Here is a 19,234-nt window from a genome sequence, read left to right as displayed (position 1 = left end):
ATTGGGGATTGGCAGGGCGGCTGCGCTGTCGATGGGAAGCATGGCCGTTTCCCGACTGGAGGGCTTCGTCCGCGCAGTTGGCCCTGGCGGTAGCCAGGCTCCGGCGGAACGGCGGTCCGGGGCCGCCGGGTCTCCCGAGATCGCTGCGCGATAGCGCCACGAGAGGCCGCGGATTCCCCGGCCGTGGCGCCGGCTTTTGCGAATTCCCCAATCCCGCTCGCTCTTCGGCAGCCGCAGGCTGACCATCCCCAATCCCGGCTCTCCAGCTACAATAGCCGGCCCGTTTCCTCACACGGTTCCCCGGACATGATCGTCCTCGAGGGCGCTTCCGCCCTTTCGCCGTTCCGTCGCGCTCGGCTCGAAACCCGCCTGCAATCCGTCGTTCCCGGTCTGCGCATCGTTGACGCCTGGCACGTCTACTTCATCGACAGCGCTGCCGACGGCGCGGTGGACCTCGCCGCCGCGCAGCGCATCCTGCAGGCGCAGGACGCGCCGGCCGCGGCCGCCGCGGGGGCGCTCTCGCGCTACGTGGTGCCGCGGCTGGGCACGCGCTCGCCGTGGTCGAGCAAGGCCACCGAACTGGTGCGCGGCGCCGGCCTGGCGATCCGCCGCGTGGAGCGCGGCACTCGTTTGGACCTGGCCGGCTGGCCGGACGCCGCCATCGCGCAGGCCGCGCTGGCCAAGCTGCTGCACGACCCGATGACCCAGTCGCTGCTGGACAGCGCGGCGCAGGCGCAGGCGCTGTTCCAGGCGCCGGCGCGCGGCGAGGTCGAGCGCATCGCGCTGGACCAGCTGGAAGCGGCCAATGCGCGGCTGGGCCTGGCCCTGGCCCAGGACGAGATCGACTACCTGCGCCAGCGCTTCGGCGAACTCGGCCGCGATCCGGCCGACGTGGAACTGATGATGTTCGCGCAGGCCAACTCCGAGCACTGCCGGCACAAGATCTTCAACGCCAGCTGGAGCATCGACGGCAAGGCGCAGGAACGCTCGCTGTTCCGGATGATCAAGCACACCCACCAGCAGACCCCGCAGCACACGCTCAGCGCGTACAGCGACAACGCGGCGGTGGTGGAAGGGCATCCGGCCGCCCGCTACCGCCCGGACCCGGCCAGCGGCGAGTACCGCAGCGAGGCGGTGACGCCGTCGGCGTTCTGCATCAAGGTCGAGACCCACAACCACCCGACCGCGATCGCGCCGTTCCCGGGCGCCTCCACCGGCGCCGGCGGCGAGATCCGCGACGAGGGCGCCACCGGCCGCGGCGGCAAGCCCAAGGCCGGGCTGACCGGTTTCAGCGTCTCGCACCTGCGCATCCCGACGCTGCCGCAGCCGTGGGAGGGCGAGCGTCCGTTGAACCCGCGCATGGCCCCGGCGCTGGAGATCATGCTCGAGGCCCCGCTCGGCGGCGCCGCGTTCAACAACGAATTCGGCCGGCCCAACCTGCTCGGCTATTTCCGCAGTTTCGAGCTGCCCGAGGCGCAGGACCTGACCCGCGCCTACGACAAGCCGATCATGCTGGCCGGCGGCCTCGGCGCGATCGACCGCATCCAGGTCGAGAAGATCCGCCTGCAGCCGGGCGACGCGGTGATCGTGCTCGGCGGCCCGGCGATGCTGATCGGCCTGGGCGGCGGCGCGGCCAGTTCGGTGGCCTCCGGCGACAGCGCCGAGGACCTGGATTTCGCCAGCGTGCAGCGCGACAACCCGGAGATGGAGCGGCGCGTGCAGGAGGTCATCGACCGCTGCGTGGCGCTGGGCGCGGACAACCCGATCCGCTGGTTCCACGACGTCGGCGCCGGCGGCCTGTCCAACGCGATCCCCGAACTGCTGCACGACTCGGGCGTGGGCGGCATCGTCGACCTGGAGCGCGTGCCCAGCGACGACCCGTCGCTGTCGCCGATGCAGCTGTGGTGCAACGAATCGCAGGAACGCTACGTGCTCGGCGTGCCGCAGGCGCGCCTGGCCGAATTCGCCGCGATCTGCGAACGCGAGCGCTGCCCGTTCGCCGCGGTGGGCGTGGCGACCGCCGAGGAACGGCTGGTGGTGGGCTACGGCGTCCTAGGGGCCGGGATTGGGGATTCGGGAGTGGAGATTGGCAACGGCGCTGCGCCGGCCGCCTCCAACGAATCCCGAATCCCGAATCCCGAATCCCGGCACCCCATCGACCTGCCGATGGACGTGCTCTTCGGCAAGCCGCCGAAGATGCATCGCGACGCGCGGCAGCCGCCGGCGCCGCGCTGGCCGGAGCTGGACACCGACACGCTGGACCTGCGCGAGGCGGGGTTGCGCGTGCTGGCGCATCCGGCGGTGGCGGCCAAGAGCTTCCTGGTCACGATCGGCGACCGCAGCGTCGGCGGCTTGACCGCGCGCGAGCAGATGATCGGTCCGTGGCAGCTGCCGCTGGCCGACTGCGCGATCACCCTGGCCGGGTTCGACACCCACGCCGGCGAAGCGATGGCGATCGGCGAGCGCACCCCGCTGGCGCTGCTCGATGCCGCCGCCGCCGCGCGCATGGCGGTCGGCGAGGCGATCACCAACCTGTGCGCGGCGCCGGTCGAGGCGCTGGCCCAGGTCAAGCTGTCGGCGAACTGGATGGCCGCGGCCAACCACGCCGGCGAGGACGCGCGGCTGTACGCCGCGGTCAAGGCGGTGGGCATGGAACTGTGCCCGCAGCTGGACCTGAGCATTCCGGTCGGCAAGGATTCGTTGTCGATGCAGGCGCAGTGGAATGTGGCCGGGATTCGGGATTCGGGATTCGGGATTGGTGGAAGCGGGTCGAGGGAAACGGACAGTGCCGTTGCCAATCCCGAATCTCCACTCCCCAATCCCGGCTCCACTGCCACGCATAAAAGCGTCTCCCCCGTCTCCCTGATCGTCTCCGCGTTCGCCCCCGTGGCCGACGCGCGCGCGCAGCTGACGCCGTTGCTGGCGCGCGAGGCCGACAGCGAGTTGTGGCTGATCGGGCTGGGCGGCGGCAAGCAGCGCCTGGGCGGGTCGGTGCTGGCGCAGGTGCATGCCGAGGGCGGCCTGCCGGCGTTCGGCGGGCCGGTGCCGGACCTGGACGATGCGCAGCGCTTGCGCGCGTTCTTCGAGCTGATCCGTGATGCGCGCGAGGCCGGGCTGCTGCTGGCCTACCACGACCGCAGCGACGGCGGCGCCTTCGCCACCCTGTGCGAGATGGCGTTCGCCTCGCGCCAGGGCCTGGAGATCAACCTCGACGCCTGGGGCGACGATCCGTTCCGCAGCCTGTTCAACGAGGAACTGGGCGCGGTGGTGCAGATCGCCAAGGAAGACCGCGCCGCGTTCGCCGACCTGGTCGAGCGCCATGCGCTGACCGAATGCGCGCAGCGCATCGCCCGGCCCAGCACCGCCGCGGTGGTGCGCGTGGGGCTGGCCGGCAAGACCCTGGTCGAGTGGCGTTGGGAGGAGCTGTTCGACGCGTGGTGGTCGGTCAGCCACGCCATGCAGAAGCTGCGCGACAACCCCGACAGCGCCGACGAGGAGCGCGCCGTGGCGCGCGATTTCGCCGCGCCGGGGCTGAGGCCGAAGCTGGCCTTCGACCCGGCCGAGGACGTGGCCGCGCCGTTCGTGGCCAGCGGCCAGCGGCCGAAGGTGGCGATCCTGCGCGAGCAGGGCGTCAACGGCCAGATCGAGATGGCCAATGCGTTCGAGCGCGCCGGCTTCCGCGCCTTCGACGTGCACATGAGCGACCTGATCGCCGGGCGCGTGGACCTGGCCGGGTTCGTCGGCCTGGCCGCCTGCGGCGGCTTCAGCTACGGCGACGTGCTCGGCGCCGGCCGCGGCTGGGCCACCTCGATCCTGGAGCGGCCTGCGCTGCGCGATGCGTTCGCGGCGTTTTTCGCGCGCCCGGACACCTTCGCGCTGGGCGTGTGCAACGGTTGCCAGATGCTCAGCCAGCTCAAGGACATCATTCCCGGCGCCGAGCACTGGCCGCGCTTCCTGCGCAACCGCAGCGAACAGTTCGAGGCGCGCACCAGCCTGCTGGAGGTGGTGGAATCGCCGTCGATCTTCCTGCGCGGCATGGCCGGCTCGCGGATCCCGGTGGCGGTGGCGCACGGCGAAGGCCGCGCCGAGTTCGACAGCGCCGTGGACCAGGCCGCCGCGCGCGTGGCGCTGCGCTTCGTCGACGGCAACGGCGAGGTCGCGCAGCGCTACCCGCTCAATCCGAACGGCTCGCCCGACGGCATCACCGGCCTGACCAGCGACGATGGCCGGGTCACGATCCTGATGCCGCATCCCGAGCGCACCCCGCGCTCGCTCAACCTCAGCTGGCACCCGGAAGGCTGGGCCGACGCCTCGCCGTGGCTGCGCATGTTCCGCAACGCGCGGGTGTGGGTGGGCTGAGCGCGCGCCTGCCGCGTCCGCCGCTGGCGGGCGCGGCGGCATCCTGCAGGCGAGCACGCCTTGCGCCGGTCCGGCGCAAGGTCCGTTGCCGTGCGCGCTGGGTCGTGTCGGTCGGCGCTTGATCCCAGTCCTTGTGCGAGCGACTTCGGTCGCGACGGATCGGGGTCGGGAACCGCTGTGGCGTCGCGCATCAACGCCACGAGACGCTGCGCGCCGGACCCTCACCCCAAGCCCTCTCCCGGCGGGAGAGGGGCTAAGGCAACCTCGGCTGTTCCCTTCTCCCGTCGGGAGAAAGGGCCTCGCAGGAGCGGGTGTGGGCACGGGCGAAAGTTCGTGCACTCACACCCCAGCGAGTCGCTTCGCGCCGGATCCTCACCCTGACCCCTCTCCCGGTGGAAGAGGGGCTAAAGCCGCCGCGGTTGTTCCTTTCTCGGATCGGGAGAAGGTGCCCCGCAGGGGCGGATGAAGGGGATCGGGCAACGCCTCGGCGAGCTGTCGGAGCCGGAGGCGTTCCTGCGGTACCCCCGGCAAGCCGGCCGCGCTCTTCCAGCCAGAGCACTGTCAGCGCTACGGGCGAAGCCACAGGGCTGCCAACGCCCCTGGTCGCCAGGGGCCGCCCACGCCGCTGCCGCAGCCTGCAAACGTTCGAAGAATCCGATTCGGTCCTGCCGAAGGCCGCCTGGCCGACGCCTTCCGTTGCCGGTCAACGGCCGCGGCCTGCGCAATTGCGCTTGTGCACGGCGGCACGCAAGCGGCTCCCCTGGGGCGGAAGCGCCTTCGTCTGGTCGCTGCCGGCCAAGCGGACGCTGCACGTCAAACCCTTGGCGCAGCAGCAGGTAGCGTTACAACCATGCGTCAACACATGGCAAGTGGCGTGCCGGGAAATTGGCGGAATGTCTTGTTTTGATTGAATTTTGTCTAAAAATTAACAATTAAGTTTCAAATATGGGATTTCCATCCCTGTTCGTGCCGTTTCAAGTCAAAAACTTGACGTACTCAAGATACGGGGTTAACACTCGAGACAGTTCCGCATTTCGTCTCGGTTCATCAACGCAACACGAGCGGCGACAGGCGCAAGCCTTTCGCGCCCTGACGTTCCAGGGGGCATGCGGCGCCAAATACCGACAGGGGGTCGGCCGGCTGGAATGCCGGGCGAGGGTGGCTTTTTGACCAAAAACCAGCCTACTTGAGGAGCAGCAGTCGATGAATCGGATTTATCGCAAGGTCTGGAACAAGGCATTGGGAATGTGGACCGTGGCCTCGGAACTGGCCAGCGGCGATTCCCGCGGACAGCTGGTCCGCGAAGGCAGGTCGGGGCGCGCGCAGGGCCTGGCGCTGTCGGCCGCGATCGCCATGGCGCTGGGCGCCGGCGGCGCGATGCTGCCCTCGGCCGCGCAGGCGCAGGCGCTGCAGATCGGCGACGGCGCCAGCGCCAGCGGCGACTACGCCACCGCGGTCGGCGCCGAAAGCAACGCCAGCGGCGAGCAGAGCACCGCCACCGGCGCGGCCAGCAACGCCAGCGGCGACGGCAGCGTGGCCAGCGGCGTGCTCAGCGAAGCGACCGGCTTGGAATCCACCGCCCTGGGCTACTACAGCACCGCCAGCGGCATCGGCGCGACCGCGCTGGGCGCCGAGAGCGTCGCCGACGGCCTGGCCACCGCGGCGGTCGGCCTGGCCGCCAGCGCCGATGCCGACTACGCCACCGCCATCGGCGGCTTCGCCACCGCGAGCGGCCGCAACAGCACCGCGCTGGGCAATGCCGCCGTGGCGCAGGGCGAGAACAGCGTGGCGCTGGGCGCCGACGCGCTCGCCGATCGCGACAACAGCGTTTCGGTCGGCAGCGCCGGCAGCGAGCGCCAGATCACCAACGTCGCCGCCGGCACCGACGCCACCGATGCGGTCAACGTGGCGCAGCTGGACGCGGTCAAGCAGACCGCCGACACCACCGCCAAGTATTTCCAGTCCAGCGGCAGCGCCGACAGCGACGCCGGCGCCTACGTCGAAGGCGACAACGCGCTGGCCGCCGGCGAAGGCGCCAACGCGATCGGCAACGGCAGCAGCGCGCTCGGCAGCGGCGCCACCGGCATCGGCGGCAACGCCACCGCGGTGGGCAGCAACGCGACCGCGACCGGCGCCTCGGCGACCGCGGTCGGCGGCGCGCTGTCCATCGTCGACGAAGACGGCACGGTGCTGCTGGAAGGCACCACCAGCGCCGCGGCGCAGGGCGCCAGCGCGTTCGGCGCCGGCGCGCAGGGCAATGGCGCGTTCTCCACCGCGCTGGGCAGCGCCGCGCGCGCCGACGGCCTGCAGAGCACGGCCACCGGTTTCTCCGCCGAGGCGAGCGGCCTGGCCAGCACCGCCAACGGCGGCTTCAGCCAGGCCGGCGGCGATTTCGGCGCCGCGTTCGGCTATGGCGCCAACGCCAGCGGCGGCAGCGCCGTGGCGCTCGGCGAATCGAGCCTGGCCAGCGGCGAATCCAGCACTGCGGTCGGCGGCAGCGTGCTCGGCCTGTTCGCCACCGAGGCGCAGGGCGAGGGCGGTTCGGCGTTCGGCGCCGGCGCCTGGGCCAACGGGGCGTTCTCGACCTCGATCGGCTGGCTGAGTTCGGCCGACGGCGACTCCAGCACCGCACTCGGCGGCGCCTCTTGGGCGCAGGCCGACGACGCCACCGCGCTGGGCTACGGCGCCAAGGCGTCGGCGACCGGCAGCGTCGCGCTCGGCCAGGGTTCCACCGCCGATCGCGCCGACACGGTGTCGGTCGGCAGCGCCGGCAACGAACGCCAGATCGCCAACGTCGCCGCCGGCACCGAGGGCACCGATGCGGTGAACCTGGACCAGCTCGACGCGGTCGCCGGCGTCGCCGACGCCACCGCCAAGCATTTCCAGGCCAGCGGCAGCGCCGACAGCGATGCCGGCGCCTATGTCGAAGGCGCCAACGCGCTGGCCGCGGGCGAGGCCGCCAATGCCATCGGCGACGGCAGCACCGCGCTCGGCGGCGGCGCCGACGCATTGAGCAGCGGCGCCACCGCGGTGGGCAGCGGCGCGCTGGCGTCGGGGCAGAACAGCGCCGCGTTCGGCACCAACGCGCAGGCCACCGGGCCGGCGGCGGTGGCCGTGGGCGGCGTGGCGGTGGACGAGAACGGCGACCCGCTGATCACCAACGGCGGGGTGGCGGTGGACACCGGCGCGACCAGCGCCGGGGTCGGCGGCACCGCGCTGGGCGCCAGCGCCGACGCGGGCGGCTTCGCCGCCTCGGCGGTGGGCGTGGGCGCCTATGCGAGCGGCGCGCAGGCGTCGGCGTTCGGCGCGGTGGCCAATGCCACCGGCGACTACGCCACCGCGGTCGGCACGCAGAGCGCGGCGACCGGCACCAGCAGCGTCGCCGTCGGCGGCCCGGCCGACCTGATTCCGGGGCTGGGCCTGTTCGTGCAGACCCAGGCCAGCGGCGAGAGCGCGGCGGCATTCGGCGCCGGCGCGATCGCTTCGGGCGATTTCAGCGTCGCCAACGGCAGCCTCAGCGAGGCCTCCGGCCTGGAGAGCACCGCGCTGGGCTACTTCGCCTACGCGCCGGGCGCCTTCGCCAGCGCGCTCGGCGCCGAGTCCTGGGCCAGCGGCGCCAACAGCACCGCGATTGGCTACTACAGCACGGCGCTGGCCGCCGACAGCGTGGCGCTGGGCGCCAATTCGGTCGCGCGCCGCGCCAACACGGTCTCGGTCGGCGACGCCGGCAGCGAGCGGCAGATCGCCAACGTCGCCGCCGGCAGCGAAGCCACCGACGCGGTCAACGTGGCGCAACTGGATGCGGTGCGCACGACCGCCGACACCACCGCCAAATTCTTCACCAGCAGCGGCGGCGGCACCGTCGGCGCCTACGCCGACGGCGAGGGCGCGGTGGCCGCCGGCGATGCGGCCAACGCCTACGGCAACGGCGCGGCCGCCTACGGCAGCGGCGCCGCGGCGATCGGCAGCGATGCGGTCGCGCTCGGCAACGGCAGCACCGCCGGCGGCGTTGGCAGCACCGCGATCGGCGGCCAGGGCCAGGCGTTCGACCAGTACAACCAGCCGATCACCGATGCCGACGGCAATGCGCAGATGATCGGCGCCAACGCCGGCGAGAGCGCCACCGCGCTCGGCGCCGGCGCGCAGGCCACCGGCGCGCAGGCCACCGCCACCGGCTACGGCGCGCAGGCCACCGGCGACCACAGCACCGCCGGCGGCTACAAGGCGCGCGCGACCGGCGACTACAGCCTGGCGCAGGGCGACAACGCCTGGGCCAGCGGTGACGACGCCACCGCCAGCGGCGCCTATGCCTGGGCCACCGCCGACGGCGCCTCGGCGTTCGGCGCCTCGGCGTGGGCGACCGGCACCAACGCCTCGGCGTTCGGCACCGGCGCGTGGGCCAGCGGCAGCGGCGCCACCTCGATCGGCTTCAACAGCTGGGCGCCGGGCCTGAGCGCCACCGCGGTGGGCCGCGGCGCGTTCGGCTACGGCAACTACAGCGTGGCGATGGGCTTCCAGGCGCTGGGCAACCAGGTCAACACCATCGCCCTGGGCACCAACACCCTGGCCGATGCGGAAAGCGCGGTGGCGATCGGCGCCGGCAGCGAGGCGACCGCCTCCAACACGGTGGCGCTGGGCGCGGGCGCCGTGGCCGATCGCGCCTACAGCGTGTCGGTGGGCAGCGCCGGCAACGAGCGCCAGATCACCAACGTCGCCGCCGGCACCGAGGCCACCGACGCGGTCAACGTCGCGCAGCTGGACGAGGTCAAGCAGGCGGCGGAAGCCACCAGCAAGTACTTCCAGGCCAGCGGCAGCGACGCCAGCGATGCCGGCGCGCTGGTGGAAGGCGACAACGCGCTGGCCGCGGGCGAGGCGGCCAATGCGATCGGCGACGGCAGCACCGCGCTGGGCGGCGGCGCCAATGCGCTGGCCGCCGGCGCCACCGCGATCGGCTTCAACGCGGTGTCCAGCGGCAGCGACGCGGTCGCGCTCGGCAGCGACAGCCAGGCGCTGGGCCAGGACAGCATCGCCATCGGCAACGGCGCGTTGGCCGGGGAGATCGGCGCCACCGCCAGCGGCGCCGGCGCGCAGGCCAGCGGCACCTACTCCACCGCCAGCGGCAGCGAAGCGGTCGCCTCGGACAACCAGGCCACCGCCACCGGTTTCCGCAGCAGCGCCTCGAACGTCGGTGCCACCGCGCTCGGCGGCTACAGCGAAGCCACCGGCTACCTGTCCTCGGCGCTGGGCTACGGCGCGCTGGCCAGCGGCGACTACGGCACCGCGGTCGGCGTCGGCGCGGCCGCCTCGGGCACCGGCAGCGTGGCGCTGGGCGAGTCCAGCGTGGCATCCGGCGAGGAAAGCGTCGCCGTCGGCGGCACCTCGTTCTTCGGGCTGATTCCGGCCGAAGCCTCGGGCGCCAATTCCTCCGCGTTCGGCGCCGGTGCCGGCGCCACCGCCGACTTCAGCACCGCCATCGGCAGCCTGGCCTACGCCAGTGCCGAGGACGCGAGCGCCTTCGGCTACGGCGCCTATGCCTCGGCCAGCAACAGCGTGGCGCTGGGCGCGCTGTCCGAGGCCGACCGCGCCAACACCGTGTCGGTGGGCAGCGCCGGCAACGAGCGGCAGATCACCAACGTCGCCGCCGGGACCGAGGCCACCGATGCGGTCAATGTCGCGCAGCTGGACGAGGTCAAGCAGTCGGCCGATGCCACCGGCAAGCAGTTCAAGGCCAGCGGCGGCGAGGATCCGGCCGACGACGTCGGCAGCTACGTCGAGGGCAACTACGCCACCGCCGCCGGCGAGGCGTCCAACGCCTACGGCACCGGCGCCTCGGCGTTCGGCAGCGGCGCGCTGGCCGGCGCGCAGTACGCCACCGCGTCCGGCTACAACGCCACCGCCACCGGCGAGTCCAGCACCGCGATCGGCGGCTCGCTGTACTACACCGACGACGCCGGCAACGTGCTGCTCGACGGCACCACCACCGCCAGCGAGGTCGGCGCCACCGCGCTCGGCGCGGGGGCCCAGGCCACCGCCGCGTTCAGCAGCGCCAGCGGCGCCGGCGCCACGGCCGGCGGCCTGCAGTCCACCGCCAACGGCTACAAGAGCGAGGCGGCGACCGACTACAGCACCGCGGTCGGCGCGTTCAGCAGCGCCAGCGGCTCCCGTACCAGCGCGTTCGGCTACGGCGCGGAGGCGTCGGGCGGCAACGCCTCGGCACTGGGCTGGGGCAGCATCGCGTCCGGCGCCTACGCCTCGGCGCTGGGCCACAGCGCGCGCGCCACCGGCGAGGACGCCACCGCGCTCGGCGCCTCGGCCTGGGCCACGGCGGCGCAGACCACCGCGGTCGGCCAGTTCGCCTGGGCCACCGTGCAGGGCGGCACCGCGATCGGCCAGGACGCCTACGCCTACAGCGGCATCAACGCCACCGCGCTCGGCACCAGCGCCTGGGCCAACGGCGCCAACAGCGTCGCGCTGGGCGCAGGTGCGCGCGCCAGCGAGGCCAACGTGGTGTCGGTCGGCGGCGGCAACGGCGTCAGCGCTCCGGCCACGCGCCGCATCACCAACGTCGGCGCGGGGCTCAACGGCACCGATGCGGTGAACAAGACCCAGCTCGACGCGGTGGCCGCGGCTGCCGGCGAAACCAGCGCCAGCTTCCAGAGCTCGGGCACCGGGGTGGCCAGCGCCAGCGGCGCGGACAGCACCGCCGCCGGCGCCGGGGCCACCGCCAGCGGCCTGCGCAGCACGGCGCTGGGCGTGGCCAGCGTGGCCAGCGGCGCCGGCGCGACCGCATCGGGCGCCGGCAGTTCGGCGAGCGGCGCGCGCAGCACCGCGGTCGGCCTGCAGACCAATGCGATCGGCGACAACGGCGTGGCGCTGGGCTACAACAGCTTCGTCCGCAACAGCGGCAGCAACGGCGTGGCGATCGGCGCCAATGCCGGTGTGTCGGCCGACAACGCGGTCGCGCTCGGCGCCGGTTCGCGCGTCTACGAGGCCGACACGGTGTCGCTGGGCAGCGGCAACGGCCGCGGCGGCCCGGCCACGCGGCGCATCGTCAACCTGACCGCGGGCAGCGTCGCCGCCGGCAGCACCGAGGCGATCAACGGCAGCCAGCTGTACCAGTCGCTGAGCAACATGGCCACGTTCCTGGGCGGCGGTGCCGGCCTGGGTGCGCAAGGCCTGTTCGTGGCGCCGACCTACGTGATCCAGGGCGCCAGCTACAGCAACGTCGGCGATGCGCTGGCGGCGCTGGACGGCAAGGTCAGCGAGCTGGATGCGCGCGGCGGCACCGCTGCCGTGTCGCGCAATGCGCGTATCGCCAGCGTGGCCTCGGTCGCCGAACCGGCAGCGACGGCGAGTACCGCGCAGGCGGTGCCCGAGTCGGCCACCGTGTCCGGTACCGCGTCCACCGCGCAGGTCGGCGAGGCGGTCGCGGTCGAGGCGGGCGGTTCCACCGCGGTCGGCACCGCGGCGCGCGCCAACGACGTCACCGGTACCGCGATCGGCGGCAGCGCCTATGCGCACGGCCCCAACGACACCGCGATCGGCAGCAACGCCAAGGTCAACGCCGACGGCAGCACCGCGGTGGGCGCCAACAGCCACATCGCCGCGGTGGCGACCAATGCGGTGGCGATGGGCGAGGGCGCCAGCGTCAGCGCGGCCTCGGGCACCGCGCTGGGCCAGGGCGCCAGCGCCACGGCGCAGGGGGCGGTCGCGCTGGGCCAGGGCTCGGTCGCCGACCGCGCCAACACGGTGTCGGTGGGCAGCGCCGGCAACGAGCGCCAGGTCGCCAACGTCGCCGCCGGCACCCAGGCCACCGACGCGGTCAACAAGAGCCAGCTCGACAGCGGCGTGGCCACGGCCAAGTCCTACACCGACACGCGCTTCAACACGATGGCCGACAGCTTCGACGTGCTGCGCGGCGACGTCGATGCGCGGTTGCGCGACCAGGACCGCCGCATCGACCGGCAGGGCGCGATGAGCGCGGCGATGCTCAACATGGCCACCAGCGCCGCGGGCATCCGCACCCAGAACCGGGTCGGCGCCGGCGTCGGTTTCCAGAACGGCGAATCGGCGCTGTCGGTGGGCTACCAGCGCGCCTTCAGCGATCGCGCCACGGTGACCATCGGCGGCGCGTTCAGCGGCGACGACAGCTCGGTCGGCATCGGCGCCGGCTTCGGCTGGTGAGCCATCGCGGGCGGCGGCAGGTGCCGCCGCCCGCCAAGACATGGCCTGAGGGGGCAGACCAAAGGACCTTGGCTGGGCCGGCCAACGGATTCGGGAAAAAGGAGTTTTTTACGGCCGCAACTGTCGCCTGATCCACGAAACTTTGAAGAGGACGTCAACGTGATCGACAAGCAAAATCTCCGTATCAATGCCATCGCCGCCGCCATGCTGATGATGTCGCTGGGCGCCTCCAGCGCGTTCGCGGGCGGTGCCGCGTCGCCGCTGCCGGTGAAGCAGCCGAGCAAGTCCGCGCCGGCCGACGCGCTGACTTCCAACCGCATCGTGGTGCGCTACAAGACCGGCAGCGCCGCGGCCAGCGACCGCAGCGCCAAGCTGTCGGCGGTGCAGTCGGCGGTGACCCGCGCCAGCCTCGGCGGCAGCAACGGCATCTCGCGCGCGGCCGCGGCCAGCGTGCGCGCCGACTACGTGCGCAGCCTGGGCGTGGGCGCCGACCTGATCCGCCTGTCGGGCAAGCTGAGCAAGGCCGACGTGGACAAGGTGGTCGCGGAAATCGCCGCCGATCCGGCGGTCAAGTACGCGCAGGTGGACGTCAAGCTGCAGGCCGTCGACCTGCCCAGGGCGAAGCTGGAGCAGCCGCAGCTGGTGCCCAACGATCCGCTGTACGCGCAGTACCAGTGGCACCTGAGCAACCCCACCGGCGGCGTCAACGCGCCGGCCGCGCTGGACGTGTCCAAGGGCGACGGCGTGGTCGTCGCGGTGCTCGATACCGGCATCCTGCCGGACCATCCGGACGTGGCGGTGAACCTGTTGGAAGGCTACGACTTCATCTCCGATGCGGAGACCTCGCGGCGCCCGACCGACGCGCGCGTGCCCGGCGCGCTGGACTACGGCGACTGGGTCGAGAACGACAACGAGTGCTATGCCGGCTCGGTCGCCGACGACAGTTCCTGGCACGGCAGCCATGTCGCCGGCACCATCGCCGAGGCCACCAACAACGGCATCGGCATGGCCGGCGTCGCGCCCAACGCCACGGTGCTGCCGGTGCGCGTGCTCGGCAAGTGCGGCGGCTACCTGTCCGACATCGCCGACGCGATCACCTGGGCCTCCGGCGGGACCGTCGCCGGCATCCCGGCCAACGCCAACCCGGCCGAGATCATCAACATGAGCCTGGGCGGCGGCGGCGCCTGCGACGCCCTGTACCAGGAAGCGATCAACGGCGCGGTGGCGCGCGGCACCACGGTGGTGGTGGCGGCCGGCAACGAGGCCTCGAATGCGGCCAACTTCCGTCCGGCCAACTGCGCCAACGTGGTCGCGGTGGGCGCCACCCGCATCACCGGCGGCATCGCCTACTACTCCAACTACGGCGCGGCGGTGGACCTGTCCGGCCCGGGCGGCGGCGGCAGCGTCGACGGCAACCCGGGCGGCTACATCTGGCAGGCCGGCTCGTCCGGCGCGACCACGCCGAGCTCGGGCACCTACACCTACCTGGGCAAGGGCGGCACCTCGATGGCCTCGCCGCACGTGGCGGCGGTGGCGGCACTGGTGCAGAGCGCGGTGATCGCCGCCGGCAACGCGCCGCTGACCCCGGCCGCGCTGGAAACCCTGCTCAAGCAGACCGCGCGTCCGTTCCCGGTGTCGATCCCGGCCAGCACCCCGATCGGCACCGGCATCGTCGACGCCAAGGCCGCATTGGACAAGGCGCTGGAAGTGCCGTGCGACCCGCAGACCGAAGAGTGCGCGCCGCCGGCCACGCCCCTGACCAACAAGGTCGCGGTGGCCGGCCTGGCCGGTGCGGCGGGCAACGAGGCGCTGTACAGCTTCGAGGCCGAGGCCGGCGCGGTGCTGAGCTTCCTCACCTACGGCGGCAGCGGCAACGTGTCGCTGTACGTGAGCTTCGACAAGGAGCCCACCAGCAGCAGCTACGACGCCAAGTCGGCCCGTCCCGGCAACAACGAGACGGTGCGCTTCACCGCGCCCAAGGCCGGCACCTACTACGTCAAGCTGGTCGGCACCTCGGCGTACAGCGGCGTCAGCCTGGTCGCACGCCAGTAAGGGTGCGACGGACGGCGCCGGAAACGGCGCCTGAGGCAACCAGGAAACCCGGCTTCGGCCGGGTTTCCTGCGTTACGGCGGCGCAAACGCATCGCCGCACTGCGCAGGCACGCCAGCGGCCGATCGGCCGGTGCGGCGGCGCGCGCGATGCCGGCGCGACGCAGCGCGGGGCGCACGCCGACGTGCGGATGCCGCGGCAGCCGGCCATGCTGCGCGCCACCCATGTCATGCCGATGACCGCACGCAGTGCTGCCACGGCCTCGTAGACAGTCGCGCCGGCCGGCGCCGCGCAGGCGGGCGGCAGGTCGCGCCGAACTGCTAAAGTCGCCGCACGCTCTGGAGGGATTGTGTGAACGCGCTCGTCAAGGACACTGCTGCCGCCGCCGATACGCCCGAGGCGCGGATCGTCGCTGCGTTGCTGGCCAAGGGCCGGCTCAAGGAAGGCGACCTGCTGCGCGCGCGCCAGCTGCAGCGCGAATCCGGCGGCGGCCTGCTGTCGCTGCTGGCGCGCCTGGGCCTGGTCTCCGAACGCGACCATGCCGAGGTCAGCGCCGACGTGCTGGGCCTGCCGTTGCTCGACGCCAAGCAACTGCCGGCCACCGCGCCGGAGAGCCTGCCCGAGGCGCAGCCGCTGTCGCTGCGCTTCCTCAAGCAGTTCCACGTGTGCCCGCTGAGCGAGCGCGACGGCACGCTGGAACTGTGGATGTCCGATCCGCACGAGGCTTACGCCGCCGACGCGGTGCGCCTGGCCACCGGCCTGCAGGTGCTGCCGCGGGTCGGCCTGCGCTCGGAGATCGACGACCTGATCGAGCGCTGGTTCGGCCAGGGCCGCAGCGCGATGGGCGCGATCGTGGAGACCGCCGACGGCGACAGCACGGCCACCGACGACATCGAGCACCTGCGCGACCTGGCCTCCGAGGCGCCTGTGATCCGGCTGGTGAATCTGGTGATCCAGCGCGCGGTGGAACTGCGCGCCTCGGACATCCACATCGAACCGTTCGAGAACCGGCTGAAGGTGCGCTACCGCGTCGACGGCGTGCTGATCGACGGCGAGAGCCCGCCGGCGAACCTGACCGCGGCGGTGATCAGCCGGGTCAAGATCATGGCCAAGCTCAACATCGCCGAACGCCGCCTGCCGCAGGACGGGCGCATCATGCTGCGCGTGCAGGGCAAGGAACTGGACCTGCGCGTGAGCACCGTGCCCACCGCGCACGGCGAGAGCGTGGTGATGCGCCTGCTCGACCGCGAGACGGTGGTGTTCGACTTCCACCGGCTCGGCTTCACCGATGCGTTCCTGCCGCAGTTCCGCAAGGTGCTGGAGCAGCCGCACGGCATCCTGCTGGTCACCGGTCCCACCGGCTCGGGCAAGACCACCACGCTGTACACCGCGCTGAGCCAGCTCAACACCGCCGACGTCAAGATCATCACCGTCGAGGACCCGGTCGAATACCAGATCGAGGGCATCAACCAGATCCAGGCCAAGCCGCAGATCGGGCTGGATTTCTCGCACGCGCTGCGCAGCATCGTGCGCCAGGACCCGGACATAATCATGATCGGCGAAATGCGCGACCTGGAAACCGCGCGCATCGCGATCCAGTCGGCGCTGACCGGCCACCTGGTGCTGTCCACGCTGCACACCAACAACGCCGCCGGCGGCATCACCCGCCTGCTCGACATGGGCGTGGAGGACTACCTGCTGACCTCCACCATCAACGGCATCCTCGCCCAGCGCCTGGTGCGGCGGCTGGAGCCGACGCATGCCGAGCGCTATGCCGCCTCGCCGGAGGAGATCGAGAAGTTCGAACTGCGCCGACTGCAACCCGAGGGCGAGATCTTCCTGTTCCGCCCGCGGCCCTCGGCGATCGCGCCCACCGGCTACCTGGGCCGCACCACGATCATGGAATTCCTGGTGATGAACGACGCGCTGCGCCGCGCGGTGATGCGCCACGCCGGCATGGGCGAGATCGAACAGCTGGCGCGCGAGGCCGGCATGCGCACGATGTACGAGGACGGCCTGGGCAAGGCGCTCAGCGGCCAGACCACGATCGAGGAAGTGCTGCGCGTGACGGAGGAAACCTGATGCGCGCGGCACGCAGCGTAAGCGCGGCAATGCGCAGCGGCTCTGCGGCGCTGCGGCAAGCGCGCCGGCATGCGCGGAACCCGCTTTCCGATTCCCCATTCCCCATTCCCGATTCCCGGCCCTGATGCCCCTGTACCGCTACAAGGCCCTCGACCCGCACGGCGAGATCCTGGAAGGCCAGATGGAGGCCGCCAGCGACGCCGAGGTGGCGCTGCGCCTGCAGGAGCAGGGGCACATGCCGATGGAGGCCAGGCTCGCCGCGCAGGGCGGCGGCACCTCGCTGCGCGGCCTGTTCCGGCCCAAGCCGTTCGACGGCGCGGCGCTGGTGCAGTTCACCCAGCAGCTGGCGACCCTGCTCGGCGCCGGCCAGCCGCTGGACCGCGCGCTGTCGATCCTGCTCGAGTTGCCCGAGGACGAGCGCTCCAAGCGCACCGTCGGCGACATCCGCGACGCGGTGCGCGGCGGCGCGCCGCTGTCGGTCGCGCTGGAGCGCCAGCACGGGCTGTTCTCGCGCCTGTACATCAACATGGTCCGCGCCGGCGAGGCCGGCGGCAGCCTGCACGACACGCTGCAGCGCCTGGCCGACTACCTGGAGCGCAGCCGCGAACTGAAGGGCCGGGTGATCAACGCGCTGATCTATCCGGCGATCCTGGTCAGCGTGGTCGGTTGCGCGCTGCTGTTCCTGCTCGGCTACGTGGTGCCGCAGTTCGCGCAGATGTACGAGAGCCTGGACGTGCAGCTGCCGTGGTTCACCCAGGCGGTGCTGAGCGTGGGCCTGTTCGTGCGCGACTGGTGGATCCTGCTGCTGGTGGTGCCCGGGCTGGCGCTGCTGGCGCTGGACCGCAAGCGCCGCGACCCGGCGTTTCGCGCCGGTTTCGACGCCTGGCTGCTCAGGCAGCGCTTCATCGGCGTGCTGATCGCGCGGCTGGAAACCGCGCGGCTGACCCGCACCCTGGGCACCCTGCTGCGCAACGGCGTGCCGCTGCTGGCGGCGCTGGGCATCTCGCGCAACGTGCTGTCGAACCTGGCGCTGACCGCCGACGTCGGCGCCGCCGCCGACGACGTCAAGAACGGCCACGGCCTGTCGGCGTCGCTGTCCAAGGGCAAGCGCTTCCCGCGCCTGGCGTTGCAGATGATCCAGGTCGGCGAGGAATCCGGCGCGCTGGACACGATGCTGCTGAAGACCGCCGATACCTTCGAGCAGGAAACCGCGCAGGCGATCGACCGCCTGCTCGCCGCGCTGGTCCCGCTGATCACCCTGGTGCTGGCCTCGGTGGTCGGCCTGGTGATCATCTCCGTCCTCGTCCCCCTGTACGACCTCACCAATGCGATTGGGTGAGGCGCCACGCTCATGCGCCATGGCGCATGTGGCGCCGAACGCCCGGCCACGGATGGCCGGGCAGGTGGTTCCGGCGCACGTGGTGCCGCGCCAGGGATGGCGGCATGAACCCAAGGCGCAGCGAATTGCCGGATTGAAGGAGGCCATGCGTTTGCGAACCACTGGTTCGCGCATGGCCGAACGCCCGGCCATGGATGGCCGGGCCGGTCTGTCTGGGTGCAGCCCTGTCGCGCCATGGACGGCAACGGCCATGCCGGCAGTATCCACGCACCGCGCCATGGCGCATGTGGCGCCGAACGCCCGGCCACGGATGGCCGGGCAGGTGGTTCCGGCGCACGTGGTGCCGCGCCAGGGATGGCGGCATGAGCCCAAGGCGCAGCGAATTGCCGGATTGAAGGAGGCCATGCGTTTGCGAACCACTGGTTCGCGCATGGCCGAACGCCCGGCCATGGATGGCCGGGCCGGTCTGTCCGGGTGCAGCCCTGTCGCGCCATGGACGGCAACGGCCATGCCGGCGGTATCCACGCACCGCGCCATGGCGCATGTGGCGCCGAACGCCCGGCCACGCAGGGCCGCGGCTGCTGACATGACAGTGGCATCCCCAGCCCGCACCATGGCCTGTGCCACGCCGAGCTTTCCGCGCATGAAGCGCAGCTGCACGACCCGCACGCGCCGACCGCCAGCGTCGCCGCGTTCGGCTACATAAGGTTTTTCACCGCAAGGATCCGATGCAATGCGCACTATCCGCTCCCTGACCCGTTCCCCCTCCGCCGCGCGCCAGTCGGGCATGAGCCTGCTGGAGATCATCATCGTCATCGTGCTGATCGGCGCGGTGCTGACCCTGGTCGGCAGCCGCGTGCTCGGCGGCGCCGATCGCGGCAAGGCCAACCTGGCCAAGTCGCAGATCCAGACCATGGCCGGCAAGGTCGACAACTACCAGCTCGACACCGGCAAGCTGCCGTCCAAGCTCGACGATTTGGTCACCGCGCCGGGCGGGGTCAGCGGCTGGCTGGGGCCGTACGCCAAGGCCAGCGAACTGAACGATCCGTGGGGCCACCCGATCGAGTACAAGGTGCCCGGCGACGGCAAGCCGTTCGACCTGATCAGCCTGGGCAAGGACGGCCAGCCCGGCGGCAGCAGCTACGACGCCGACATCAAGTACGAGTGATCCCGGCGCCGTGATCCACGTCCACGCCCGCGCGCTCGGCTGCGGTGCGCCC

Annotated in this window: 6 protein-coding genes; all 6 read left to right on the top strand. The window is 72.2% G+C overall.

Going from position 1 to position 19,234, the window contains the following annotated elements:
- Positions 1-306: 306 nt before the first annotated feature.
- The 6 genes from purL (at position 307) to gspG (ending at position 19,182) form a co-directional block, all read left to right on the top strand.
- Positions 307-4,359, top strand: coding sequence for a phosphoribosylformylglycinamidine synthase (gene purL, locus OCJ37_RS17255; RefSeq protein WP_263110918.1), 4,053 nt, complete (start codon positions 307-309; stop codon positions 4,357-4,359).
- 1,203 nt (positions 4,360-5,562) lie between these two features.
- Entirely contained in the window at positions 5,563-12,543 is a 6,981-nt protein-coding gene (locus OCJ37_RS17250; RefSeq protein ID WP_263110917.1) for an ESPR-type extended signal peptide-containing protein, read from the top strand.
- 159 nt (positions 12,544-12,702) lie between these two features.
- A complete protein-coding gene (locus OCJ37_RS17245) occupies positions 12,703-14,595 on the top strand; it encodes a S8 family peptidase (RefSeq protein WP_263110916.1) in 1,893 nt (630 codons plus the stop codon).
- Positions 14,596-14,944: 349 nt separating this feature from the next.
- Entirely contained in the window at positions 14,945-16,675 is a 1,731-nt protein-coding gene (gene gspE, locus OCJ37_RS17240; RefSeq protein WP_263110915.1) for a type II secretion system ATPase GspE, read from the top strand.
- A 124-nt stretch (positions 16,676-16,799) separates the two neighbouring features.
- Positions 16,800-18,014, top strand: coding sequence for a type II secretion system protein XpsF (locus OCJ37_RS17235; protein WP_263110914.1), 1,215 nt, complete (start codon positions 16,800-16,802; stop codon positions 18,012-18,014).
- Between the two features lie 733 nt (positions 18,015-18,747).
- Entirely contained in the window at positions 18,748-19,182 is a 435-nt protein-coding gene (gene gspG, locus OCJ37_RS17230; protein ID WP_263110913.1) for a type II secretion system major pseudopilin GspG, read from the top strand.
- Positions 19,183-19,234 lie beyond the last annotated feature (52 nt).

Source organism: Xanthomonas sp. AM6, from assembly GCF_025665335.1.
In the GTDB taxonomy this organism is placed as follows: domain Bacteria; phylum Pseudomonadota; class Gammaproteobacteria; order Xanthomonadales; family Xanthomonadaceae; genus Xanthomonas_A.
The sequence above is the reverse complement of the archived record's forward strand: the minus strand, read 5'-3'. Positions and strand labels throughout refer to the sequence as shown.

What these genes read in the sequence shown, in the direction of transcription:
- purL (WP_263110918.1), top strand. Translation starts at nt 307, where the DNA reads ATGATCGTCCTCGAGGGCGCTTCCGCCCTTTCGCCGTTCCGTCGCGCT.
- OCJ37_RS17250 (WP_263110917.1), top strand. Translation starts at nt 5,563, where the DNA reads ATGAATCGGATTTATCGCAAGGTCTGGAACAAGGCATTGGGAATGTGG.
- OCJ37_RS17235 (WP_263110914.1), top strand. Translation starts at nt 16,800, where the DNA reads ATGCCCCTGTACCGCTACAAGGCCCTCGACCCGCACGGCGAGATCCTG.
- gspG (WP_263110913.1), top strand. Translation starts at nt 18,748, where the DNA reads ATGCGCACTATCCGCTCCCTGACCCGTTCCCCCTCCGCCGCGCGCCAG.